Origin of the sequence: Escherichia sp. E2586 (genome assembly GCF_005781105.1) — a bacterium.
In the GTDB taxonomy this organism is placed as follows: Bacteria; Pseudomonadota; Gammaproteobacteria; order Enterobacterales; family Enterobacteriaceae; genus Escherichia.
In genome coordinates this window covers 330,748-354,898 of record NZ_VATN01000004.1, presented here as the reverse complement: position 1 = coordinate 354,898, position 24,151 = coordinate 330,748, and the positions used below count along the sequence as shown (strand labels likewise).

Sequence of the window (24,151 nt, the reverse complement as noted above, 5' to 3'; positions counted from 1 at the left end):
TAAAAACAAATCACTTCGCACGGGCGGGATTCAGCACCGCAACAAAGCGCAAGACATGCAGTATACCAGTAAAACTATTCATTCGCGGAATCTGTTAATAAAGCTCAAATTGTGATGACGATCACACATGTTAAAACCTATAATTAATTGCTACTAAAATATTAATGAATTGAAATGGTGTTTCTTTATGGCAATTAACAATCCCGGCTCGCGACGCTTACTCGTGTCGCTAACCGCCCTGTTTGCAGCACTCTGCGGGCTGTATCTTCTCATTGGCGGAGGCTGGCTGGTCGCCATTGGCGGCTCCTGGTACTACCCCATCGCTGGTCTGGTGATGCTCGGCGTCGCCTGGATGTTGTGGCGCACTAAACGCGCCGCGCTTTGGCTGTATGCCGCTCTGCTGCTCGGCACCATGATTTGGGGCGTCTGGGAAGTTGGTTTCGACTTCTGGGCGCTGACTCCGCGCAGTGACATTCTGGTCTTCTTCGGCATCTGGCTGATCCTGCCGTTTGTCTGGCGTCGCCTGGTCATTCCTTCTGGCGGCGCAGTTGCTGCGCTGTTAGTCGCACTGTTGATTAGCGGCGGTATCCTCACCTGGGCCGGATTTCACGATCCGCAAGAAATCAACGGCACTTTAAGCGTCGATACCACACCAGCAGAAGCCATTTCTCCCGTTGCCGATCAGGACTGGCCTGCCTATGGCCGCAATCAGGAAGGTCAACGCTTTTCACCACTGAAACAAATTAACGCCGATAACGTCCACAACCTGAAAGAAGCCTGGGTGTTCCGTACAGGCGATGTGAAACAGCCGAACGATCCGGGCGAAATCACCAATGAAGTGACGCCAATTAAAGTGGGCGACACCCTTTACCTGTGTACCGCTCACCAGCGCCTGTTTGCGCTCGATGCCGCCAGCGGTAAAGAGAAATGGCATTACGATCCTGAGCTTAAAACCAACGAGTCTTTCCAGCACGTAACCTGCCGTGGCGTCTCTTATCATGAAGCCAAAGCAGAAACGGCCTCGCCGGAAGTGATGGCGGATTGCCCGCGTCGTATCATTCTTCCGGTCAATGATGGTCGCCTGATTGCACTCAACGCTGAAAACGGCAAGCTGTGCGAAACCTTCGCCAATAAAGGCGTGCTCAATCTGCAAAGCAATATGCCGGACACCAAACCGGGTCTGTATGAGCCGACTTCTCCGCCGATTATCACCGATAAAACCATCGTGATGGCCGGTTCAGTTACCGACAACTTCTCAACCCGCGAAACGTCTGGCGTGATCCGTGGTTTTGATGTCAACACCGGGGAGCTGTTGTGGGCTTTTGATCCGGGCGCGAAAGATCCGAACGCAATCCCGTCTGACGAACACACCTTTACCTTTAACTCACCCAACTCGTGGGCACCTGCTGCCTATGACGCGAAGCTGGATCTGGTCTATCTGCCAATGGGCGTGACCACACCAGATATCTGGGGCGGTAACCGCACACCAGAACAGGAACGTTATGCCAGCTCGATTCTGGCGCTGAATGCCACCACCGGAAAACTGGCGTGGAGCTACCAGACCGTTCACCACGACCTGTGGGATATGGATCTTCCGGCACAGCCGACGCTCGCGGATATCACCGTCAATGGTCAGAAAGTTCCGGTCATTTATGCTCCGGCGAAAACCGGCAACATTTTTGTGCTCGATCGTCGTAATGGTGAACTGGTGGTTCCGGCCCCGGAAAAACCAGTGCCACAAGGTGCAGCGAAAGGCGATTACGTTACCCCTACTCAACCATTCTCGGAACTGAGCTTCCGTCCGACGAAAGATTTGAGCGGTGCGGATATGTGGGGCGCCACCATGTTTGACCAGCTGGTGTGCCGCGTGATGTTCCACCAGATGCGCTATGAAGGCATTTTCACCCCGCCATCTGAACAGGGTACGCTGGTCTTCCCGGGTAACCTGGGGATGTTCGAATGGGGCGGGATTTCCGTTGATCCGAATCGTGAAGTGGCGATTGCCAACCCAATGGCACTGCCGTTTGTTTCGAAACTGATCCCACGCGGTCCTGGCAACCCGATGGAGCAGCCGAAAGATGCCAAAGGCACGGGTACGGAATCCGGCATTCAGCCGCAGTACGGTGTGCCGTATGGCGTCACACTCAACCCGTTCCTCTCACCGTTTGGTCTGCCGTGTAAACAGCCAGCATGGGGCTATATCTCGGCGCTGGATCTGAAAACCAACGAAGTGGTGTGGAAGAAACGTATTGGTACGCCGCAGGACAGCATGCCGTTCCCGATGCCTGTTCCGGTGCCATTCAATATGGGTATGCCGATGCTGGGCGGGCCAATCTCCACAGCGGGTAACGTGCTGTTTATCGCCGCTACGGCAGATAACTACCTGCGCGCTTACAACATGAGCAACGGTGAAAAACTGTGGCAGGGTCGTTTACCTGCGGGTGGTCAGGCTACGCCAATGACCTATGAAGTGAATGGCAAGCAGTATGTGGTGATCTCCGCAGGCGGTCACGGTTCATTTGGTACGAAGATGGGCGACTATATTGTGGCTTATGCCCTGCCGGATGATGTGAAATAACCATAATGCCCGGAGAGATCCGGGCATATTTCCGAATACGGTCTTTTTATACCGTAAACCCTAACATCATCCCCGTATCTTCATGCTCCAGCAGATGGCAGTGCGCCATATAAGCATGCTCTTTCGGTGCATCGTGATTAAACTTCACCAGTACTTCGCTGACATTACCTTCTACCTTAACGGTATCTTTCCAGCCTGCGCGATGCGTCGCTGGCGGTTTGCCATTTTCTGACAAGATACGGAACTGCGTGCCGTGAATATGGAACGGATGCAGCATCATGTCACCCACGCCAGAGATAACCCAACGTTCGTACTGCCCTTTCGCCGCCGCAAACATCGGCTTGTTCATATCAAACGCCTGACCGTTGATTTTATTGGCATGGTGGAAATCGAACTTCCCGCCGTGGTTCATATGATTCATATTGCCATGCCCCATATGGCCCATCATCTGGCTGTGATCCATCCCGGCCATCGCCTGATCGCCATATTTCTCCATCAGCATCTGCATACCCATCATATCGAGCATCGGGTCCATAGAGAGTTGCAGCTTGCGTACCGTCAGCCCCTCCAGAGAAGGTAACGCAGGCAGGCTACTTAATGTGTCTGGCAAAGCACCAGAGGCACTAATGGCAATCGGCTGAATCCGCATTACCGGATGCGGCTTGTCAAACGGCGCGATCGCCATCCCCATCTGGCTGACTGGCAGCGTCACCAGGTCAAACGGTTTGTTGTCGTTAACCTCCACCAGCACTTCAAAACGCTCGCCCATCAGCACGGGCAGCTCGCTCACCTTCACCGGTTCAGGCAGCAGACCACCATCGCTGGCAATCACATACAGCGGGCGATTGTCGCTGGTGGCGAAATTGAGCGAACGGGCATTACAGCCATTGAGCAAACGCAGGCGCAGCCAACCACGCGGGGCTGCGTGTTGCGGGTAGATTGCACCGTTGGTCAGCAACGTATCACCAAACCAGCCCACGGCGGCGGTCATCACATCCAGTTGATAATCAATCTGTCCGTCGGCGTTAAATTTTTTATCCTGAACGATCACCGGAACATCATCGATACCCCACTGTTTTGGCAGCATTAATTTCAGGATCTCGTCATCTTCAATCACCACCAGACCTGCCAGCCCCATCGCCACCTGACGCCCGGTTTTGCCGTGCTGATGCGGATGGAACCAGCAAGTAGCGGCAGGTTGATCGACGTTCAGCGTCACCGTGCGTTGACCGCCTGGCGGAATAATTCCCTGCGGGCCGCCGTCCACTTCTCCCGGCACTTCCAGCCCGTGCCAGTGCAACGTCGTCTCTTCCGCCAGTTGGTTATTGATATCAACCGTCACGGCTTTACCGCGCTGCAACTTCACCGCAGGCCCTAACAGATTACCGTTATAGCCCCAGGTGGTCGCCGTTTTCCCGGCAAAGGTGGACTGACCTGGCATGATCGATAATCTTATGCGGCCACGAACATCAGAAGTGAGGAGTTCGGGGATCGGCAGTGTTGGACGTTCTGCGGCAAAAACTGTTCGACTCCACAGCGGCAAAGCCGAAGCCACGCCCAGCGCGACGGAATATTTTAAGAAATCACGGCGTTGCATAGTTATTTCCTTATTCTCAAGCAGGCGAAACAAAATCAAACGTTGAGCATAGCCCTTCCCCTTACGGGAAGGTCAAGCCGCAGACACAATTTAATCGACAATAATGGTCGTCGCCTCGCTCACAGTGTGCTAACGTTTATCTTCTTTAAGTCCTGGTAGAAGCAATGAAGACGTTTTTCAGAACAGTGTTATTCGGCAGCCTGATGGCCGTTTGCGCAAACAGTTACGCGCTCAGCGAGTCTGAAGCCGAAGATATGGCCGATTTAACGGCAGTTTTTGTTTTTCTGAAGAACGATTGTGGTTACCAGAACTTACCTAATGGGCAAATTCGTCGCGCACTGGTCTTTTTCGCCCAGCAAAACCAGTGGGATCTCAGCAACTACGACACCTTCGACATGAAAACCCTCGGTGAAGACAGCTACCGCGATCTCAGCGGTATCGGCATTCCCGTCGCGAAAAAGTGCAAAGCCCTGGCCCGCGATTCCTTAAGCCTGCTTGCCTACGTTAAATAATCACAGCTCCTTTTTGTAGAAATATTGACCGTGCAACCACGGTCAATGTTAGCTATTATGTTGCGCTCTTTTTTTACGAGTGTTAACAAAGGAGGTATCAACCCATGGCCGAAAATAAACTGTGGCATGAAACGCTACACGACCAGTTTGGGCAGTACTTTGCGGTAGATAACGTTCTGTATCATGAAAAGACCGATCACCAGGATCTGATCATTTTTGAGAACGCCGCATTTGGTCGTGTAATGGCGCTGGATGGTGTAGTACAAACCACCGAGCGCGACGAGTTTATCTATCATGAGATGATGACCCACGTTCCACTACTGGCCCACGGTCACGCGAAACATCTGCTGATTATCGGCGGCGGGGACGGCGCAATGCTGCGTGAAGTGACCCGACATAAAAACGTTGAGTCAATCACGATGGTGGAAATCGACGCGGGTGTAGTATCGTTCTGCCGTCAGTATTTGCCCAACCATAACGCCGGTAGCTACGACGATCCGCGCTTTAAGCTGGTGATCGACGATGGCGTCAATTTCGTGAATCAAACCAGCCAGACCTTTGATGTCATTATCTCCGACTGCACCGATCCTATCGGCCCCGGCGAAAGTCTGTTCACCTCAGCATTTTATGAAGGCTGCAAACGTTGCCTGAATCCTGGCGGTATCTTCGTCGCACAAAACGGTGTCTGCTTTTTACAGCAGGAAGAGGCCATCGACAGCCATCGCAAACTCAGCCATTACTTCAGTGACGTTGGCTTTTATCAGGCGGCGATCCCGACCTATTACGGCGGCATCATGACCTTTGCATGGGCGACAGATAACGACGCCTTACGCCATCTCTCTACCGAAATTATTCAGGCGCGTTTTCTCGCCTCTGGCCTGAAATGCCGTTATTACAATCCGGCAGTCCATACGGCAGCTTTTGCCTTACCTCAGTATCTGCAAGACGCACTGGCTCCACAGGCGCTCTAAGGAGAAGATAAGAAATTGAAAAAACTGAAACTGCATGGCTTTAATAATCTGACCAAAAGTCTGAGTTTTTGTATTTACGATATCTGCTACGCCAAAACTGCCGAAGAGCGCGACGGTTATATTGCTTATATCGATGAACTCTATAATGCCAACCGTCTGACCGAAATCCTGTCAGAAACCTGTTCCATTATCGGGGCCAATATTCTTAACATCGCCCGCCAGGATTACGAACCACAGGGTGCCAGCGTCACTATTCTGGTGAGTGAAGAACCGGTCGACCCGAAACTTATCGACAAAACAGAACACCCCGGCCCACTGCCAGAAACCGTGGTTGCCCATCTCGATAAAAGTCATATTTGCGTACATACCTACCCGGAAAGCCATCCTGAAGGCGGTTTATGTACCTTCCGCGCCGATATTGAAGTCTCTACCTGCGGCGTGATTTCCCCGCTGAAGGCACTGAATTACCTGATCCACCAGCTTGAGTCCGATATCGTGACCATTGATTATCGCGTGCGCGGCTTTACCCGCGACATTAACGGTATGAAGCACTTTATCGACCATGAGATTAATTCGATTCAGAACTTTATGTCCGAAGATATAAAGACGCTGTATGACATGGTGGATGTAAACGTCTATCAGGAAAATATCTTCCATACCAAGATGTTGCTTAAAGAGTTCGACCTTAAGCACTACATGTTCCACACCAAACCGGAAGATTTAACCGACAGCGAGCGCAAAGAAATTACCGCTGCGCTGTGGAAAGAAATGCGCGAGATTTATTACGGGCGCAATATGCCTGCCGTTTAACGGCCCTGGCGGAGCACGGAGGCTCCGCCTGATTTACCTACTTCTGCTGCACGAAATTACGGTACGCCGCCACCACCTGAAGAAAATCCTCAACGCCGCACAGCGACAAGCTCTCTTCGTCGTAGTAGTTCATCCCCTCTTCCATTTCATCGCCAGCGAATTCCAGTTGATTGGCGCGAACCATCACCTCTTCGCCGTCCATCCATAGCGTGTACTCATGCCCTGCCCGCTGCCAGGAACGTTCGCTACCTTTGAGCGTGCGCGCGGCGTCTTCCACTTCATCAAGCAAGGCCAGGTTTTCTTTCACCTCTTCATTAAACCAGTGCCCGACCACTTCATGCCCCATGGACATGCGCACCTTTACCACTCCGGTAATATCGCGCAGAAATTCGTAATCCATAGTGTGTTCCTCTGCTCCCGGCAATGCGCCGAAATCGCATTGCGCCATTGATGTAATTATCGCAGCCTTATCGGAGAAAAACAGCGGAGCGACGGTGGTTTAGAGATAAAAAAATGCCCGGGAATCACATTCACCGGGCATTGTGTCGTTTATGCGCAGCGCGTGCGCTTACTTATTAAACCGCAGTCTGGAAAATCACCCCGTCCGCTTTTTCGGTGTACTGAGAAAGCTGGTTGAAGTTCAGATAACGGTAAGTATCAACGGCAGTTTTATCCACCTGCGCAACGTAGGTCTGGTACTCTTCCGGCGTCGGCAGTTTGCCAATCAGCGCCGCAACAGCAGCCAGTTCCGCAGAAGCCAGGAAGACGTTCGCACCAGTACCCAGACGGTTCGGGAAGTTACGGGTAGAGGTGGAAACCACCGTCGCACCGTCTGCTACACGCGCCTGGTTACCCATACACAGGGAACAGCCAGGGATCTCGATACGAGCCCCACTCTTACCGAAGACGCTGTAGTAGCCCTCTTCGGTCAACTGCGCGGCGTCCATACGGGTTGGCGGTGCCACCCACAGGCGGGTCGGCAACTGGCCTTTGTGCGCATCCAGCAGTTTACCAGCGGCACGGAAGTGACCGATGTTAGTCATGCAAGAACCGATAAACACTTCGTCGATCTTCTCGCCCTGTACCGCAGACAGCGGACGCGCGTCATCTGGATCGTTAGGTGCACACAGGATTGGCTCTTTAATATCCGCCAGATCGATGTCGATCACTGCCGCGTATTCCGCATCTGCATCGGCTTCCAGCAGCTCAGGATTCGCCAGCCATTTTTCCATGCCCTGAATACGGCGTTCCAGAGTACGACGATCGCCGTAACCTTCCGCGATCATCCACTTCAGCAGGACGATGTTGGAGTTCAGATATTCGATGATCGGCTCTTTGTTCAGCTTGATAGTACAACCAGCGGCAGAACGCTCGGCGGACGCATCAGTCAGTTCAAAGGCCTGCTCAACTTTCAGATCCGGCAGACCTTCAATTTCCAGAATGCGGCCAGAGAAGATGTTTTTCTTGCCTTTCTTCTCAACGGTCAGCAGACCTTGTTTGATTGCATACAGCGGAATGGCGTGTACCAGATCGCGCAGGGTGATGCCCGGCTGCATTTTGCCTTTGAAGCGCACCAGAACGGATTCCGGCATATCCAGCGGCATTACGCCAGTTGCAGCAGCAAACGCCACCAGACCAGAACCCGCCGGGAAAGAAATGCCGATCGGGAAACGGGTATGGGAGTCACCACCGGTACCGACGGTATCCGGCAGCAGCATACGGTTCAGCCAGGAGTGGATTACGCCGTCACCCGGACGCAGCGACACACCGCCACGGTTCATAATGAAGTCCGGCAGCGTGTGGTGCGTGTTAACGTCAACCGGCTTCGGATATGCCGCTGTGTGACAGAAAGACTGCATCACCAGGTCAGCCGAGAAGCCCAGGCACGCCAGGTCTTTCAGTTCATCACGGGTCATCGGGCCGGTGGTGTCCTGGGAACCTACAGAAGTCATTTTCGGTTCACAGTACGCGCCAGGACGAATACCTTTCACACCACAGGCGCGACCTACCATTTTCTGCGCCAGCGAGAAGCCACGGTCGCTTTCAGCGACATCTTTCGCCTGACGGAACACATCGCTCTGCGGCAGACCAAGTGCTTCACGCGCTTTGGTGGTCAGGCCACGCCCGATAATCAGCGGAATACGACCACCAGCACGCACTTCATCAATCAGCACGTCGGTTTTCAGTTCGAAGGTCGCCAGCAGCTCGTTGGTTTCGTGGTTACGCACTTCGCCTTTGTACGGGTAAACGTCAATCACATCGCCCATATTCAGGTTAGAGACGTCCACTTCAATTGGCAGTGCACCCGCGTCTTCCATCGTGTTAAAGAAGATTGGTGCAATTTTACCGCCGAGGCACAGACCACCGCCGCGTTTGTTCGGCACATGCGGAATATCATCGCCCATAAACCACAGTACGGAGTTAGTGGCGGATTTACGCGAAGAACCCGTACCCACAACGTCACCGACATACGCCAGCGGGAAACCTTTCTGTTGCAGAGCTTCGATTTGCTTGATCGGACCAACAGCGCCTGGCTGGTCTGGCTCAATGCCTTCACGGGCGTTTTTCAGCATCGCCAGCGCGTGCAATGGGATGTCCGGGCGCGACCACGCATCCGGTGCCGGAGAAAGGTCATCGGTGTTGGTTTCGCCAGTTACTTTGAAGACGGTAACGGTCAGTTTTTCAGCCAGCGCCGGGCGATTCAGGAACCATTCGGCATCCGCCCAGGACTGCATTACCTGCTTCGCGTATTTGTTGCCTGCTTTGGCTTTCTCTTCTACGTCATAGAAGTTATCGAACATCAGCAGCGTGTGGGACAGTGCTTTGGCAGCGATCGGTGCCAGTTTGGCATCATCCAGCGCGTCGATCAGCGGATGAATGTTGTAACCACCCTGCATGGTGCCCAGCAGTTCGATGGCTTTTTCCGGAGTCAGCAGTGGGGATTTGGCTTCGCCTTTGGCGACAGCAGCCAGGAAGCCTGCTTTTACATAGGCGGCTTCATCGACGCCAGGGGGAACACGGTTGGTTAACAGATCTAACAGGAATTCTTCTTCGCCCGCGGGCGGGTTTTTCAGCAGCTCTACAAGCGCGGCCATTTGGTTTGCATCCAGGGGTTTGGGCGCAATCCCCTCAGCGGCACGCTCAGCTACGTGCTTACGGTATTCTTCTAGCACGACGGTTCTCCTCGCTCTCATTGTCATAGTGCGGCAGGCGATTCTCTTCACGCTCCTGTGAGACAGCAGTTTGTAGGGTAAATGCCCAGTACCGCAACGGGCAGAATAGCAGGATTTTGACGATGTGTTAATCTGTTTACAAAAAAGCAACATAAAAAAGTGGCTGAATCGTTAAGGATGGTCTAGAGATTGTTTCCCTCCGTAAAAACTTCGTTAATTTGCATTGTGATAATCACCTTTCTCAACGAATCCCAAGATTAGTCAAAATTTAAACTACTGCCTCTTTATACTCGGATTCACAGCACCTGCGGGTGGCAGTTCGCCGACCATTGCGATTTCCTTGAGATCCGAATTATGAAAATGATTTTGCCGTTTAAACCCCATGTGCTGGCGCTAATTTGCAGTGCCGGGCTTTGTGCCGCCTCTGCCGGGCTATATATAAAAAGCCGCACAGTGGAAGCACCTGTGGAACCGCAATCGACACAACAGACTGCGCCTGACATCACCGCAGTTACGCTTCCTGCAACGGTTTCCGCGCCCCCCGTAACGCCTGCCGTCGTCAAATCTACATTCAGCACTGCACAAATCGATCAATGGATCGCGCCCGTCGCGCTATATCCCGACGCTCTGCTTTCGCAGGTGCTGATGGCATCGACCTATCCGGCAAATGTCGCCCAGGCCGTGCAGTGGTCGCACGACAATCCGCTCAAGCAAGGTGATGCCGCTATTCAGGCAGTATCCGACCAGCCGTGGGATGCCAGCGTCAAATCGCTGGTGGCTTTTCCGCAATTGATGGCGTTGATGGGGGAAAACCCGCAATGGGTACAAAATCTTGGCGACGCGTTTCTGGCGCAGCCGCAGGATGTGATGGACTCGGTACAACGTTTGCGGCAACTGGCGCAACAAACCGGGTCACTGAAGTCATCAACTGAACAAAAGGTCATCACGACAACGAAAAAAGTCGTACCGGCAAATCAGCCCGCCAGCGCCCCTGTCACACAATCAAATACCGTTTCTACGTCCAGCCCCGTCGTCGCTGAACCTGCGCCGACCGTAATAACCATTGAGCCCGCCAATCCGGATGTAGTTTATATTCCCAACTACAACCCAACCGTGGTTTACGGCAGTTGGGCCAATACCGCTTATCCGCCGGTTTACCTGCCGCCGCCAGCTGGGGAACCGTTTGTTGACAGCTTCGTGCGCGGATTTGGCTACAGCATGGGCGTTGCTACCACGTACGCACTATTCAGCAGCATCGACTGGGACGATGACGATCATGACCATCATCATCATGACGATGATGATTATAATCACCACGATGGCGGTCATCGTGACGGTAATGGCTGGCAACACAACGGCGACAACATCAATATCGACGTCAACAATTTCAACCGTATTACTGGTGAGCATCTTACTGACAAGAATATGGCATGGCGGCACAATCCAAACTACCGCAATGGTGTGCCTTATCATGATCAGGATATGGCAAAACGGTTTCACCAAACCGATGTTAAAGGCGGCATGAGTGCCACACAGTTACCTGCCCCAACGCGCGACAGCCAGCGCCAGGCGGCAGCAAGTCAGTTTCAGCAACGAACACACGCAGCGCCAGGCGGCCCGCGAGAAAATGCAGACTAACCCGCAGAAGCAGCAGCGAAGAGAGGAGGCGCGTCAGCGTATCCAATCTGCCTCGCCTGAACAGCGCCAGGCGGCTCGCGAGAAAATGCAGACTAACCCGCAGAACCAGCAGCGAAAAGAGGCGGCGCGTCAGCGTATCCAGTCTGCCTCACCTGAGCAGCGCCAGGCGGCCCGCGAGAAAATGCAGACTAGCCCGCAGAATCAACAGCAAAGAGATGCAGCACGTCAGCGTATCCAGTCTGCCTCGCCTGAGCAGCGTCAAGTTGCGCGGGAGAAAATTCAGGAGAGCCGCCCGCAACGTCTGAACGACAATAACCATACTGCCCGATTGAATAATGAGCAACGGTCAGCGGTACGCGAACGGTTGTCTGAGCGTGGAACAAGGAGACTGGAAAGGTAAATTGCAGGCATAAAAAAAGCGGCGTAGTTAGCCGCTTAAGACTGATGACAAACATCGAATTGCCCGATACGCAAGTTTATCGGACCTACATAGCTCCTGCAATATATTGAATTTGCATGATTTTGTAGGTCGAATAAGGCGTTCACGCCGCATCCGGCATCAACAACGAGCACTTTATCAACAATCTGAAGCGGCCTGGTCAGCCGCTTCTTAATTTACCGGATGTTCCGGCACAAGAAGAATTACTTCTTCTTCGCTTTCGGGTTCGGCAGGTCGGTGATGCTACCTTCGAATACTTCTGCTGCCAGGCCCACAGACTCGTGCAGAGTCGGGTGCGCGTGGATGGTCAGCGCGATGTCTTCAGCGTCACAACCCATTTCGATCGCCAGACCGATTTCACCCAGCAGCTCGCCGCCGTTGGTACCGACAATCGCACCACCGATCACACGGTGAGATTCTTTGTCGAAAATCAGCTTGGTCATACCGTCTGCGCAGTCGGAAGCAATAGCACGACCAGAAGCAGCCCACGGGAAGGTGGCGGTTTCGTAGCTGATGCCTTTCTCTTTCGCTTCTTTCTCAGTCAGACCTACCCATGCAACTTCTGGTTCGGTATAGGCGATGGACGGGATAACTTTCGGATCGAAGTAGTGTTTTTGACCTGCGATAACTTCAGCGGCAACGTGACCTTCGTGAACACCTTTGTGTGCCAGCATCGGCTGACCGACGATATCGCCGATAGCAAAGATGTGCGGCACGTTAGTGCGCAGCTGTTTGTCAACGCGGATGAAACCACGGTCGTCCACTTCCACGCCAGCTTTGCCTGCGTCGAGGTTTTTACCGTTCGGCACACGACCAATCGCTACCAGCACGGCGTCGTAACGCTGCGGTTCAGCCGGTGCTTTTTTGCCTTCCATCGTCACATAAATACCGTCTTCTTTCGCTTCAACGGCGGTAACTTTGGTTTCCAGCATCAGGTTGAATTTCTTGCTGATACGCTTGGTGAAGACTTTAACGATATCTTTGTCCGCAGCCGGGATAACCTGGTCGAACATTTCAACCACGTCAATCTGTGAACCCAGCGCGTGGTATACGGTCCCCATTTCCAGACCGATGATACCGCCACCCATAACCAGCAGACGTTCTGGTACTTCTTTCAGTTCCAGAGCATCAGTGGAGTCCCAAATACGCGGATCTTCATGCGGAATAAACGGCAGTTGGATCGGGCGAGAACCCGCTGCAATGATCGCGTTGTCGAAGTTGATCACGGTTTTACCGTTCTCACCTTCAACTTCCAGGGTGTTAGCCCCGGTAAATTTACCCAGACCGTTGACCACTTTGACTTTACGGCCTTTCGCCATACCAGCCAGACCACCGGTCAGCTGATTGATCACTTTCTCTTTCCAGGTACGAATCTTGTCGATATCGGTTTTCGGTTCGCCGAAGACGATACCGTGTTCAGCCAGCGCTTTGGCTTCTTCGATAACTTTTGCTACGTGCAGCAGTGCTTTAGAAGGGATACAGCCGACGTTCAGGCAAACACCACCAAGGGTGTTGTAACGTTCTACGATTACGGTTTCCAGACCTAAATCAGCGCAACGGAAGGCAGCGGAGTAACCTGCGGGGCCTGCCCCAAGTACCACGACCTGAGTTTTGATTTCAGTACTCATCATGACCTCTATATATTTATCTCCGGCGGTCATACCCGTCGTCTTTCAGGCCGCAGCGGCGTTAGCTTCACGCCCTCACCCCAGTCACTTACTTATGTAAGCTCCTGGGGATTCTGGCGCTTGCTACCTTGCTGCACCCAGAAATCCATAGGGTATGTGAAGTAATACCCTAACCACCACCGGGTCGTTCTATCCGTCGGTATTTTACAAAATTGTTAACAATTTTTAAACAACAAACGGCAACCGATTTGTCTATTCGCTAATAATCTCAATACATTCATGAGATTACCAGAAAAAAGCCGGCCGTTGGGCCGGCTCTTTTATTTACATCACCAGACGGCGAATATCAGACAGCGTGTTGTTAATGATGGTAATGAAACGGGCACCATCAGCACCGTCGATCACGCGGTGGTCGAAGGAGAGAGAAATCGGCAGCATCAGACGCGGCACGAACTCTTTACCATTCCACACCGGCTCCATCGCGGACTTGGAAACGCCGAGGATAGCCACTTCCGGCGCATTCACAATCGGCGCGAAGTGGGTAGTACCCAGGCCGCCGATGCTGGAGATGGTAAAGCAACCGCCCTGCATTTCGCCCGCAGTCAGCTTACCGTCACGCGCTTTCTTAGAAATAGTCATCAGCTCGCGAGACAGCTCGATGATGCCTTTCTTGTTGACGTCTTTGAATACCGGAACAACCAGACCGTTCGGGGTATCCACCGCCACACCGATGTTGATGTATTTCTTCAGGGTCAGACGCTGACCGTCTTCCGACAGCGAACTGTTGAAGCGAGGCATCTGCTCAAGAGCTGCAGCAACGGCTTTCATGATGAAGACAACTGGGGTTATCTTCACATCCAGCTTACGTTTCGCTGCTTCTTCGTTCTGCTGTTTACGGAACGCTTCCAGCTCGGTGATATCAGTTTTGTCGAAGTGGGTAACGTGCGGGATCATCACCCAGTTACGGCTCAGGTTAGCACCAGAAATTTTCTGAATGCGGCCCAGTTCCACTTCTTCGATTTCACCAAACTTGCTGAAGTCCACCTTCGGCCACGGCAACATGCCAGGGATACCGCCGCCAGTCGCTGCCGGAGCCGCTTCTGCACGTTTGATAGCTTCTTTCACGTAAGCCTGAACGTCTTCGCGCAGAATACGACCTTTACGGCCAGTGCCCTTCACTTTCGCCAGGTTAACGCCGAATTCGCGTGCCAGACGGCGGATCAGCGGAGTCGCGTGAACGTAAGCGTCGTTTTCAGCAAATTCAGATTTGCCTTCGGCTTTCGCAGCCGGTGCTGCTGCCGGGGCTTCAGCTTTTGCTGCCGGAGCCGGCGCTGCCGCTTCCTGTTTCGCTGGAGCTGCCGCAGGCGCTGCGCCTTCAACTTCGAAGATCATAATCAGCGAACCAGTTTTCACTTTATCGCCAACGTTGACTTTCAGTTCCTTCACGACGCCAGCAAACGGAGCCGGAACTTCCATAGAAGCTTTGTCGCCTTCTACGGTGATCAGTGACTGTTCAGCGGCAACTTTGTCGCCCACTTTCACCATCACTTCGGTCACTTCAACTTCGTCACCGCCGATATCCGGAACGTTAACTTCTTTCACGCCAGCTGCAGCCGCTGGTGCTGCTGCCGGAGCCGCTTCCTGTTTAGCTGCTGGAGCTGCCGCGCCTGCTGCACCCGCGACTTCGAAGACCATAATCAGCGAGCCGGTAGACACTTTGTCACCCACGTTCACTTTGATCTCTTTCACGGTACCAGCAAACGGAGCCGGAACTTCCATAGAAGCTTTGTCGCCTTCTACGGTGATCAGCGACTGCTCAGCTTCAACTTTGTCGCCCACTTTCACCAGGATTTCGGTCACTTCAACTTCGTCGCTGCCGATATCCGGAACGTTAACGTCTTTTGCTGCCGCAGCCGCGGGTACTGCTGCCGGAGCTGCTTCTTTCTTCTCTTCTGCCTGAGCAGGTGCAGCGTCTGCTGCACCGTCGGCGGAATCGAAAATCATAATCAGTGCGCCGGTCTGGGTTTTATCGCCAACAGAGACTTTGATCTCTTTAACGATACCCGCCTGCGGAGACGGAACTTCCATAGAGGCTTTGTCGCCTTCTACGGTGATCAGCGACTGTTCGGCTTCAACTTTGTCGCCCACTTTGACCAGGATCTCGGTGATTTCAACTTCATCAGCCCCGATGTCCGGTACTTTGATTTCGATAGCCATTATTCTTTTACCTCTTACGCCAGACGCGGGTTAACTTTATCTGCATCGATGTTGAATTTGGCGATTGCGTCAGCAACCACTTTCTTATCGATTTCGCCACGTTTAGCCAGTTCGCCCAGCGCCGCTACAACCACATAGGAAGCATCAACTTCGAAGTGGTGACGCAGGTTCTCACGGCTGTCGGAACGACCGAAGCCATCAGTACCCAGTACGCGGTAGTCGTCAGCCGGTACGTAAGTACGGACCTGCTCAGCGAACAGTTTCATATAGTCGGTAGATGCCACTGCCGGAGCGTCGTTCATCACCTGAGCGATATACGGAACGCGCGGAGTTTCCAGCGGGTGCAGCATGTTCCAGCGTTCACAATCCTGACCATCACGCGCCAGTTCGGTGAAGGAGGTCACGCTATAAACGTCAGAACCTACGCCGTACTCTTTCGCCAGGATCTGTGCTGCTTCACGGACGTGACGCAGGATAGAACCGGAGCCCAGCAGCTGAACTTTACCTTTGCTACCTTCAATGGTTTCGAGTTTGTAGATACCTTTACGGATACCTTCCTCAGCACCTTCCGGCATTGCCGGCATGTGGTAGTTTTCGTTCAGCGTGGTGATGTAGTAGTAAACGTTCTCTTGTTTTTCACCGTACATACGCTCCAGACCGTCATGCATGATGACAGCAACTTCGTAAGCGTAAGCCGGGTCGTAAGAGATACAGTTCGGGATAGTCAGCGACTGAATGTGGCTGTGACCATCTTCGTGCTGCAGACCTTCGCCGTTCAGGGTGGTACGACCGGAAGTACCGCCGATCAGGAAGCCACGCGCTTGCTGGTCGCCAGCCGCCCAGCACAAATCGCCGATACGCTGGAAGCCGAACATCGAGTAATAGATGTAGAACGGAATCATCGGCAGATTGTTGGTGCTGTAAGAGGTCGCCGCTGCCAGCCAGGAACAACCTGCGCCCAGCTCGTTGATCCCTTCCTGCAGAATCTGACCTTTCTCGTCTTCTTTATAGTAAGCAACCTGCTCGCGGTCCTGCGGGGTGTACTGCTGACCGTTCGGGCTGTAAATACCAATCTGACGGAACAGACCTTCCATACCGAAAGTACGCGCTTCGTCGGCGATGATCGGCACAAGCCTGTCTTTGATCGACTTGTTCTTCAGCATCACGTTCAGGGCGCGAACGAAAGCGATAGTGGTAGAGATCTCTTTGCTCTGCTCTTCCAGCAGCGCACCGAAGTCTTGCAGGCTCGGCAGCTCCAGCTTCTCGGTGAAGTTCGGCTGGCGGCTTGGCAGATAACCGTGCAGTTTCTGACGCTGTGCGTGCAGATAGGTATGCTCTTCAGAACCTTCCGGGAAGGTGATGTACGGCAGTTTTTCGATATCTGCATCAGACACCGGCACATTGAAACGGTCGCGGATGTGACGCACGCCGTCCATGTTCATTTTCTTAACCTGGTGCGCGATGTTTTTACCTTCAGCCGCATCGCCCATGCCGTAACCTTTAATGGTATGAGCAAGGATTACTGTCGCTTTGCCTTTGGTTTCCTGCGCTTTCTTGAATGCAGCGTAGATTTTCTTCGGATCGTGACCACCACGGTTCAGCGCCCAGATCTGCTCGTCAGTCCAGTCTGCAACCAGGGCTGCGGTTTCAGGATATTTACCGAAGAAGTGTTCACGAACGTACGCGCCATCTTTCGATTTGAAGGTCTGGTAGTCGCCGTCAACGGTTTCGTTCATCAGCTGGATCAGTTTACCGCTGGTATCTTTACGCAGCAGTTCATCCCAACGGCTACCCCACATCACTTTGATCACGTTCCAGCCAGCACCTTCGAAGATGCCTTCCAGTTCGTTGATGATCTTGCCGTTACCGGTGACCGGGCCGTCAAGACGCTGCAGGTTACAGTTGATAACGAAGACCAGGTTATCCAGTTTTTCACGGGTAGCGATGGTGATCGCACCTTTGGATTCCGGTTCGTCCATTTCACCGTCGCCGAGGAACGCGTAAACGGTCTGTTTAGAGGTATCTTTCAGGCCACGGTGTTCCAGATATTTCAGGAATTTAGCCTGGTAAATAGCACCTATCGGACCCAGACCCATAGATACGGTCGGGAACTGCCAGAATTCCGGCATCAGTTTCGGGTGCGGATAGGAAGAGAGGCCATTGCCGTGAACTTCCTGACGGAAGTTATCCAGCTGCTCTTGAGTCAGACGACCTTCCAGGAAAGCACGTGCGTAAACGCCCGGGGAGATGTGGCCCTGGAAGTAAACCAGGTCGCCGCCATCCTGCTCGTTACGTGCACGGAAGAAGTGGTTAAAGCACACATCATAAATGGTTGCGGAAGACTGGAAGGACGCCATGTGGCCGCCCAGTTCGAGGTCTTTTTTCGACGCACGCAGAACCGTCATGATGGCGTTCCAGCGGATAGCTGAACGAATACGGCGTTCCAGTTCCAGATTACCCGGATACTCCGGTTGTTCTTCAACGGGGATGGTGTTGATGTAGTTGCTGATACCGGTGCCTGCGGCTACGTTGACTCCGCCTTTGCGGGCTTCAGCAAGCAGTTGGTCGATCAGATACTGAGCACGCTCAACACCTTCTTCACGGATGACCGATTCGATCGCCTGGAGCCAGTCGCGAGTTTCGATCGGATCCACGTCATTTGGGAAACGTTCTGACATGGGTTATTCCTTATCTATCTAATAACGTTGAGTTTTCTGGAACCTGTCCCATTGAACTCTCGCCGGAAAGCCCAATAAGACAGGTTCTACGTTTAGTTGCCGCGCTTTTATATGCGCTTGATTTACAACATCTTCTGGATAATTTTTACCAGAAAAATCACTAATTCTTTCGTTGCTCCAGACGACGCAGAGAACGCTCACGGCGACTCTCTTCACGGCTTCTGTCGAGCAAAATTTCTTCGATAAAGGCCAGATGGCGATGCGATGCTTCGCGCGCTTCTTCCGGCTTACCGGCCATAATCGCTTCGAATATGCGGGTGCGGTGACTACTCACCAGCGGCAGCATCTCGCGACGCGAATAGAGCAATTCGAAGTTCTGGCGGACATTCTGGGCCAACATCGGCTCCATACACCTTAGCAGATGAAGCAAAACCACATTGTGGGCCGCTTCGGTGACGGCAATCTGATACTGGAGTACGGCGTTTGATTCCGCGTCCAGATCGCCAGACTGCTGCGCCAGTTCTATGGCGTGGTGGAGTTCACGGATGCGTTCCTTGTCTTCATCGGTACTACGCAGCGCGGCGTAATAAGCGGCGATACCTTCCAGGGCGTGTCGTGTTTCGAGCAAGTCATACTGTGATTCAGGATGGTCGGAGAGCAGCTCCACCAGCGGATCGCTGAAGCTTTGCCAGAGGCTGCTCTGAACAAACGTGCCGCCACCCTGGCGACGAAGCAACAAGCCCTTCGCTTCGAGACGTTGAATCGCCTCACGCAATGAGGGACGGGATACATCGAACTGTTTTGCCAGTTCGCGTTCCGGTGGGAGTTTTTCGCCCGGGCGGAGAGTGCCTTCGAGGATCAAAAACTCCAGTTGCTGCTCAATCACATCGGAGAGTTTTGGTTGGCGGATTTTGCTGTAGGCCATGAGTTCCTGTCTTAAGCCACTTGCCGAAGTCAATTGGTCTTACCAATTTCATGTCTGTGACGCTAAAGTAACAAAGTATTCACCTTATGTCCATACAGGTTTTGATTGAAATCATGAAACTGTGCACATTTTAACAAGTTGACATATATAACGTTTCAAAGTTGTAACTATGCACAAATGTAGACTTTACGTAAGAAAGGATTTTTTTAACGATTATTAAACTATAAAAATCCGAATTGAACCGATTCACTTACCAATTTATCGGCTTTTAATTCAAAAATAATGAATTTATATTCATTTTATATATTGAGCGGATTTGAGGCTGATCTTTACAAACGGTTCCTTTTTAAGCAACTCATCTTCAACCATGCATAAAGCGGGTGCATTCGCTGCCGCATACCATTATTCTTGATCTGACGGAAGTCTTTTTGTAACAATTCAAACGCCATTAATGTAAACAAATTAATACAACAAACGGAATTGCAAACTTACACACGCATCATTGCGTAGATCAAAAAAACAATCACCGCACGAGGTTTCATGATGGAAGGTCAACAGCACGGCGAGCAGCTAAAGCGCGGCCTTAAAAACCGCCATATTCAGCTTATCGCGCTGGGTGGCGCGATAGGGACAGGGCTATTCCTGGGTAGCGCCTCCGTAATTCAGTCCGCAGGGCCAGGGATTATCCTGGGTTATGCTATTGCTGGTTTTATCGCCTTTCTGATCATGCGTCAGCTGGGTGAAATGGTGGTCGAAGAACCTGTCGCAGGCTCCTTTAGCCACTTTGCTTATAAATACTGGGGCAGCTTTGCCGGATTCGCTTCTGGCTGGAACTATTGGGTACTGTACGTTTTAGTTGCCATGGCAGAACTTACAGCTGTCGGCAAATACATTCAGTTCTGGTATCCGGAAATCCCCACCTGGGCTTCTGCCGCCGTATTCTTTGTGGTGATTAACGCCATCAACCTGACCAACGTTAAAGTGTTTGGTGAGATGGAGTTCTGGTTTGCCATTATCAAAGTTATCGCGGTGGTGGCGATGATCATCTTCGGCGGCTGGCTGCTGTTCAGCGGCAACGGCGGCCCGCAGGCGACCGTTAGCAACCTGTGGGCTCAGGGTGGCTTCCTGCCGCACGGCTTCACCGGGCTGGTGATGATGATGGCGATTATCATGTTCTCGTTCGGTGGTCTGGAACTGGTGGGGATAACCGCTGCAGAAGCTGATAACCCGGAGCAAAGCATCCCGAAAGCAACTAATCAGGTTATCTACCGCATCCTGATTTTCTACATTGGTTCGTTAGCCGTTCTGCTCTCACTGATGCCGTGGACACGCGTTACCGCTGACACCAGCCCGTTTGTGCTGATCTTCCACGAGTTAGGCGATACCTTTGTGGCAAATGCGCTGAACATCGTGGTACTGACGGCTGCGCTCTCCGTGTACAACAGCTGCGTATATTGCAACAGCCGTATGCTGTTCGGTCTGGCACAACAGGGTAACGCACCGAAAATGCTCGCTTCCGTCGATAAACGCGGCGTACCAGTAAATACCATTCTGGTATCTGCGCTGGTTACGGCATTGTGCGTACTGATTAACTACCTTGCCCCAGAGTCCGCTTTCGGACTGTTAATGGCGCTGGTGGTTTCTGCACTGGTTATTAACTGGGCGATGATTAGCCTGGCACATATGAAGTTCCGTCGCGCTAAGCAAGAACAAGGTGTGGTAACTCGTTTCCCTGCCCTGCTCTATCCGCTGGGTAACTGGATCTGCCTGCTGTTTATGGCGGCGGTACTGGTGATAATGCTGATGACGCCGGGGATGGCGATTTCGGTTTACCTGATCCCGGTATGGCTGGTTGTGTTAGGTATCGGTTATCTGTTCAAAGAGAAAACCGCAAAAGCCGTAAAAGCACATTAATCTCTCTACGCCCTCACCCGTTCTGGGTGAGGGCAGCAATATTTACACCAATGTCCCGTAAATCGTCAGTAGCGCAATCACCACCACAACCACGAACGAGGTTTTCTTCGCCATTGAAACCGCTGCTTTCGGTGTCTCAACCTTATCGACATGCGGTTCACGCGCCAGTGAGAACTGTGCCAGACGCGTTAGTACCTGGTATTGCGATGTGTGGAAATCGGTCAGTGAAGCAAACCAGGCTGGTAACGCTTTCTCACCGTGACCAATCAAGGCATAAACTACGCCCGCAAGGCGAACTGGCACCCAATCCACTACGTGAAGCACGGCATCAACCCCCGACTGTAAACGATGATGCGGCGTCTGGTAGCGCGCCAGCCAGTATTGCCATGCACGCAAGAATGCATAGCCCATCAGGGTAACGGGTCCCCAGATACCGCCTACAATTAGCCAGAATAGTGGCGCAAGGTAAAAACGAAAGTTAATCCACAACAGGGCATTTTGCAGTTCACGCAAAAACTCACGCTCATCGCAGCCTGCGGGGACGCCATGAATCATGGTTAACTCGCCAGCCATCGTGGAACGGGCATGGCTGTCGTTACGAGAAGCTGCGGTCAGATAAGCATGATAATGGAGACGAACTTTTCCTGCGCCAATACACAACAAACCAATCAACAGCCACACCACCAGCGTCGGGACGTTGAACAATAGCCCATGCAACGCGCGCAACAGTAAAAAGGTCGCCCCCATCGCGATAATGGTCATCCCTAATGTGCGCCCCAGCGAAAAATGTTTCACCCGACGGAAAAACGCCTCGAGGCGGTGATCAAGCTGCCAGTGCTCGCCCAACTTAAACAGGCGCTCGAAAATTAACACCAGTAAGGTTGTAAACAGCGTCATGTTGTCTCCTTGCTGACCAGGGCGCGAAACCGTGCCCAATCAAAGGCAGGGCCGGGATCGGTTTTACGCTCCGGCGCAATATCACAATGGCCCGTCATATTATTGGCAATGGCTGGATAGCGATGAATCAATGCCCGCGTGACCGCCGCCAGTTGCTGATACTGCGCATCGGTATACGCCAGCGTATCAGTGCCTTCCAGCTCAATCCCAATAGAGAAATCATTACAGCGTTCGCGCCCCTGATACACGGAAACACCCGCATGCCAGGCGCGTTTATCGAAAGGAACATACTGGACAATTTCACCATCACGGCGAATCAAACAGTGAGCGGAGACGCGTAAATGGGCAATCTCTGCAAAGAAGGGATGAGCCTGCGGATCAATAGTTCCGGTGAATAATGCATCAATCCACGGACCGCCAAACTCGCCTGGCGGCAGGCTAATATTGTGCACCACCAGCAAGGTGGGAGTTTCGTCATCCGGGCGACAATCGTAATGTGGTGAGGGAACGCGGCGCGCGCCGACCAGCCACCCCTGTTCTAACAACATGCAGGATCTCCTTATATGTGGTGCTAATACCCGGTTCAGAGTAGCATGTTTCTACCTTATGATTCGTTAGCTATCTGGAGTTTTAACATGCCGCCTCGCCGCTATAACCCTGACACCCGACGTGACGAGCTGCTGGAACGCATTAATCTCGATATCCCCGGCGCGGTGGCCCAGGCGCTGCGAGAAGATTTAGGCGGAACAGTCGATGCCAACAACGACATTACGGCAAAACTTTTACCGGAAAATTCACGCTCTCATGCCACGGTGATCACCCGCGAAGAAGGCGTATTTTGTGGTAAACGCTGGGTTGAAGAAGTGTTTATTCAACTGGCAGGCGACGATGTCACCATTACCTGGCATGTGGATGACGGTGATGTCATTAACGCCAATCAACTCCTTTTCGAACTCGAAGGCCCATCTCGCGTGCTGTTAACCGGCGAACGTACTGCGCTTAATTTTGTACAAACTCTTTCTGGCGTAGCCAGTAAGGTTCGCCACTATGTTGAGTTACTGGAAGGCACCGATACGCAGTTGCTGGATACGCGAAAAACCTTACCCGGCCTGCGTTCTGCCCTGAAATACGCGGTACTTTGCGGCGGCGGGGCTAACCATCGTCTGGGGCTTTCTGACGCCTTCCTGATCAAAGAAAACCATATTATTGCCTCCGGCTCAGTGCGCCAGGCGGTCGAAAAAGCGTCCTGGTTGCACCCGGATGCGCCAGTAGAAGTTGAAGTCGAGAATCTGGAAGAACTTGATGAAGCACTGAAAGCAGGTGCCGATATCATCATGCTGGATAACTTCGACACAGAACAGATGCGCAAAGCCGTTAAACGCACCAACGGCAAGGCGCTGCTGGAAGTGTCTGGCAACGTCACCGACAAAACGCTGCGCGAGTTTGCTGAAACGGGCGTGGACTTTATCTCCGTCGGTGCGCTAACTAAACACGTACAGGCACTCGATCTTTCAATGCGTTTTCGCTAATTGCTGACAGATTTATCCGCTCCATCGCGGGCGGATAACCTCCCCTTCCCCAACTTTCTTCGTAACGCCTCGCAAATTTCTTGTCTTTCGCTGCAACGTAATAAAAAACCTCGGAAGCCGCCTTCCCGTTTCGTTTTTTGCCCCTCGCCTGTACTGATGGCGTTTGCCAAAGTAGCGCCAACCAAATCAAGGAGCGAAACAGATGGACAAGCAACGCGGTTTTACACTTATCGAACTGATGGTGGTTATTGGCATCATTGCCATTTTAAGCGCCATTGGTATTCCCGCTTATCAAAACTACCTGCGCAAAGCCGCACTTACCGACATGCTACAAACCTTTGTGCCTTACCGTACCGCCGTAGAATTGTGCGCGCTGGAACATGGCGGACTGGACACCTGCGACGGCGGCCGCAATGGCATCCCCTCGCCTACCACCACCCGCTATGTTTCAGCCATGAGTGTGGCAAAGGGCGTGGTGTCGCTGACCGGGCAAGAGAGTCTCAATGGGCTAAGCATCGTTATGACACCCGGTTGGGATAACGCTAACGGTGTCACCGGCTGGACGCGCAACTGCAATATTCAAAGTGACAGCGCATTGCAGCAAGCCTGCGAAGATGTCTTCCGCTTTGATGACGCCAACTAAGG

General features: G+C 52.6%; 16 protein-coding genes and 1 pseudogene. 8 read left to right on the top strand and 9 right to left on the bottom strand.

Translation table 11 applies throughout. The features are described from left to right. Nucleotides 1–187 precede the first annotated feature (187 nt). On the top strand, nucleotides 188–2,578 hold the full coding sequence (gene gcd / locus FEK50_RS04790; protein WP_131161235.1) for a quinoprotein glucose dehydrogenase: 2,391 nt from the start codon (nucleotides 188–190) through the stop codon (nucleotides 2,576–2,578). Nucleotides 2,579–2,624: 46 nt separating this feature from the next. On the opposite strand, the gene cueO is transcribed toward gcd, so the two are convergent. After that, a complete protein-coding gene (gene cueO, locus FEK50_RS04785) occupies nucleotides 2,625–4,175 on the bottom strand; it encodes a multicopper oxidase CueO (RefSeq protein ID WP_131161236.1) in 1,551 nt (516 codons plus the stop codon). A 164-nt stretch (nucleotides 4,176–4,339) separates the two neighbouring features. Between cueO and FEK50_RS04780 the strand changes: the two genes are divergently transcribed. The 3 genes from FEK50_RS04780 to speD all read left to right on the top strand — a co-directional run bounded on the left by FEK50_RS04780 (nucleotide 4,340) and on the right by speD (nucleotide 6,468). Next, on the top strand, nucleotides 4,340–4,687 hold the full coding sequence (locus tag FEK50_RS04780) for a YacC family pilotin-like protein (protein WP_014639061.1): 348 nt from the start codon (nucleotides 4,340–4,342) through the stop codon (nucleotides 4,685–4,687). Between the two features lie 104 nt (nucleotides 4,688–4,791). Further along, nucleotides 4,792–5,658 carry a polyamine aminopropyltransferase gene (gene speE, locus FEK50_RS04775; protein WP_131161237.1) on the top strand — a complete coding sequence of 289 codons (867 nt, stop codon included), beginning with the start codon at nucleotides 4,792–4,794 and terminating at the stop codon, nucleotides 5,656–5,658. Nucleotides 5,659–5,673: 15 nt separating this feature from the next. Further along, nucleotides 5,674–6,468, top strand: a complete 795-nt coding sequence (gene speD, locus FEK50_RS04770; protein WP_131161238.1) for an adenosylmethionine decarboxylase — start codon at nucleotides 5,674–5,676, stop codon at nucleotides 6,466–6,468. Between the two features lie 37 nt (nucleotides 6,469–6,505). Here speD and yacL read toward each other — a convergent pair whose 3' ends face one another. After that, on the bottom strand, nucleotides 6,506–6,868 hold the full coding sequence (gene yacL, locus FEK50_RS04765) for a protein YacL (RefSeq protein ID WP_000384304.1): 363 nt from the start codon (nucleotides 6,866–6,868) through the stop codon (nucleotides 6,506–6,508). Between the two features lie 175 nt (nucleotides 6,869–7,043). After that, nucleotides 7,044–9,641 carry a bifunctional aconitate hydratase 2/2-methylisocitrate dehydratase gene (gene acnB / locus FEK50_RS04760; RefSeq protein WP_130204951.1) on the bottom strand — a complete coding sequence of 866 codons (2,598 nt, stop codon included), beginning with the start codon at nucleotides 9,639–9,641 and terminating at the stop codon, nucleotides 7,044–7,046. A 354-nt stretch (nucleotides 9,642–9,995) separates the two neighbouring features. Between acnB and FEK50_RS04755 the strand changes: the two are divergent. Then, nucleotides 9,996–11,679 (top strand): annotated as a pseudogene (locus tag FEK50_RS04755) (DUF3300 domain-containing protein). A 242-nt stretch (nucleotides 11,680–11,921) separates the two neighbouring features. Here the strand turns inward: FEK50_RS04755 and lpdA are convergent. The 4 genes from lpdA to pdhR form a co-directional block, all read right to left on the bottom strand. Further along, the gene (gene lpdA, locus FEK50_RS04750; protein WP_130205068.1) at nucleotides 11,922–13,346 is read right to left on the bottom strand and encodes a dihydrolipoyl dehydrogenase; all 1,425 of its coding nucleotides are present in this window, start codon (nucleotides 13,344–13,346) and stop codon (nucleotides 11,922–11,924) included. A gap of 324 nt (nucleotides 13,347–13,670) precedes the next feature. After that, nucleotides 13,671–15,563, bottom strand: coding sequence for a pyruvate dehydrogenase complex dihydrolipoyllysine-residue acetyltransferase (gene aceF, locus FEK50_RS04745; protein WP_130204949.1), 1,893 nt, complete (start codon nucleotides 15,561–15,563; stop codon nucleotides 13,671–13,673). A 14-nt stretch (nucleotides 15,564–15,577) separates the two neighbouring features. After that, nucleotides 15,578–18,241: a pyruvate dehydrogenase (acetyl-transferring), homodimeric type gene (aceE, locus tag FEK50_RS04740; protein ID WP_130204947.1), complete on the bottom strand. Its 2,664-nt coding sequence runs from the start codon at nucleotides 18,239–18,241 to the stop codon at nucleotides 15,578–15,580. Nucleotides 18,242–18,401: 160 nt separating this feature from the next. Beyond that, nucleotides 18,402–19,166 (bottom strand): pyruvate dehydrogenase complex transcriptional repressor PdhR, encoded by a 765-nt coding sequence (gene pdhR, locus FEK50_RS04735; protein ID WP_000331776.1) that lies wholly within the window; start codon nucleotides 19,164–19,166, stop codon nucleotides 18,402–18,404. A gap of 540 nt (nucleotides 19,167–19,706) precedes the next feature. Between pdhR and aroP the strand changes: the two genes are divergently transcribed. Beyond that, nucleotides 19,707–21,080, top strand: a complete 1,374-nt coding sequence (gene aroP, locus FEK50_RS04730; RefSeq protein WP_165383261.1) for an aromatic amino acid transporter AroP — start codon at nucleotides 19,707–19,709, stop codon at nucleotides 21,078–21,080. Between the two features lie 42 nt (nucleotides 21,081–21,122). Here aroP and ampE read toward each other — a convergent pair whose 3' ends face one another. Both ampE and ampD read right to left on the bottom strand, forming a co-directional pair. After that, nucleotides 21,123–21,977, bottom strand: a complete 855-nt coding sequence (ampE, locus tag FEK50_RS04725) for a beta-lactamase regulator AmpE (RefSeq protein ID WP_000171986.1) — start codon at nucleotides 21,975–21,977, stop codon at nucleotides 21,123–21,125. After that, entirely contained in the window at nucleotides 21,974–22,525 is a 552-nt protein-coding gene (ampD, locus tag FEK50_RS04720; RefSeq protein WP_130204944.1) for a 1,6-anhydro-N-acetylmuramyl-L-alanine amidase AmpD, read from the bottom strand. The genes ampE and ampD overlap by 4 nt, the downstream gene beginning before the upstream one ends. Nucleotides 22,526–22,612: 87 nt before the next feature. Between ampD and nadC the strand changes: the two genes are divergently transcribed. Together nadC and ppdD are read left to right on the top strand one after the other, a co-directional pair. After that, nucleotides 22,613–23,506 carry a carboxylating nicotinate-nucleotide diphosphorylase gene (gene nadC / locus FEK50_RS04715; RefSeq protein ID WP_130204942.1) on the top strand — a complete coding sequence of 298 codons (894 nt, stop codon included), beginning with the start codon at nucleotides 22,613–22,615 and terminating at the stop codon, nucleotides 23,504–23,506. A 202-nt stretch (nucleotides 23,507–23,708) separates the two neighbouring features. After that, the gene (gene ppdD, locus FEK50_RS04710) at nucleotides 23,709–24,149 is read left to right on the top strand and encodes a prepilin peptidase-dependent pilin (protein WP_135524481.1); all 441 of its coding nucleotides are present in this window, start codon (nucleotides 23,709–23,711) and stop codon (nucleotides 24,147–24,149) included. Nucleotides 24,150–24,151: the final 2 nt, after the last annotated feature.

Bases quoted from the DNA above. Each gene is read 5' to 3' on its own strand.
- gcd (WP_131161235.1), top strand. From the start codon at position 188: ATGGCAATTAACAATCCCGGCTCGCGACGCTTACTCGTGTCGCTAACC.
- cueO (WP_131161236.1), bottom strand. From the start codon at position 4,175: ATGCAACGCCGTGATTTCTTAAAATATTCCGTCGCGCTGGGCGTGGCT.
- FEK50_RS04780 (WP_014639061.1), top strand. From the start codon at position 4,340: ATGAAGACGTTTTTCAGAACAGTGTTATTCGGCAGCCTGATGGCCGTT.
- speE (WP_131161237.1), top strand. From the start codon at position 4,792: ATGGCCGAAAATAAACTGTGGCATGAAACGCTACACGACCAGTTTGGG.
- yacL (WP_000384304.1), bottom strand. From the start codon at position 6,868: ATGGATTACGAATTTCTGCGCGATATTACCGGAGTGGTAAAGGTGCGC.
- lpdA (WP_130205068.1), bottom strand. From the start codon at position 13,346: ATGAGTACTGAAATCAAAACTCAGGTCGTGGTACTTGGGGCAGGCCCC.
- aceF (WP_130204949.1), bottom strand. From the start codon at position 15,563: ATGGCTATCGAAATCAAAGTACCGGACATCGGGGCTGATGAAGTTGAA.
- aceE (WP_130204947.1), bottom strand. From the start codon at position 18,241: ATGTCAGAACGTTTCCCAAATGACGTGGATCCGATCGAAACTCGCGAC.
- pdhR (WP_000331776.1), bottom strand. From the start codon at position 19,166: ATGGCCTACAGCAAAATCCGCCAACCAAAACTCTCCGATGTGATTGAG.
- aroP (WP_165383261.1), top strand. From the start codon at position 19,707: ATGATGGAAGGTCAACAGCACGGCGAGCAGCTAAAGCGCGGCCTTAAA.
- ampE (WP_000171986.1), bottom strand. From the start codon at position 21,977: ATGACGCTGTTTACAACCTTACTGGTGTTAATTTTCGAGCGCCTGTTT.
- ampD (WP_130204944.1), bottom strand. From the start codon at position 22,525: ATGTTGTTAGAACAGGGGTGGCTGGTCGGCGCGCGCCGCGTTCCCTCA.
- nadC (WP_130204942.1), top strand. From the start codon at position 22,613: ATGCCGCCTCGCCGCTATAACCCTGACACCCGACGTGACGAGCTGCTG.
- ppdD (WP_135524481.1), top strand. From the start codon at position 23,709: ATGGACAAGCAACGCGGTTTTACACTTATCGAACTGATGGTGGTTATT.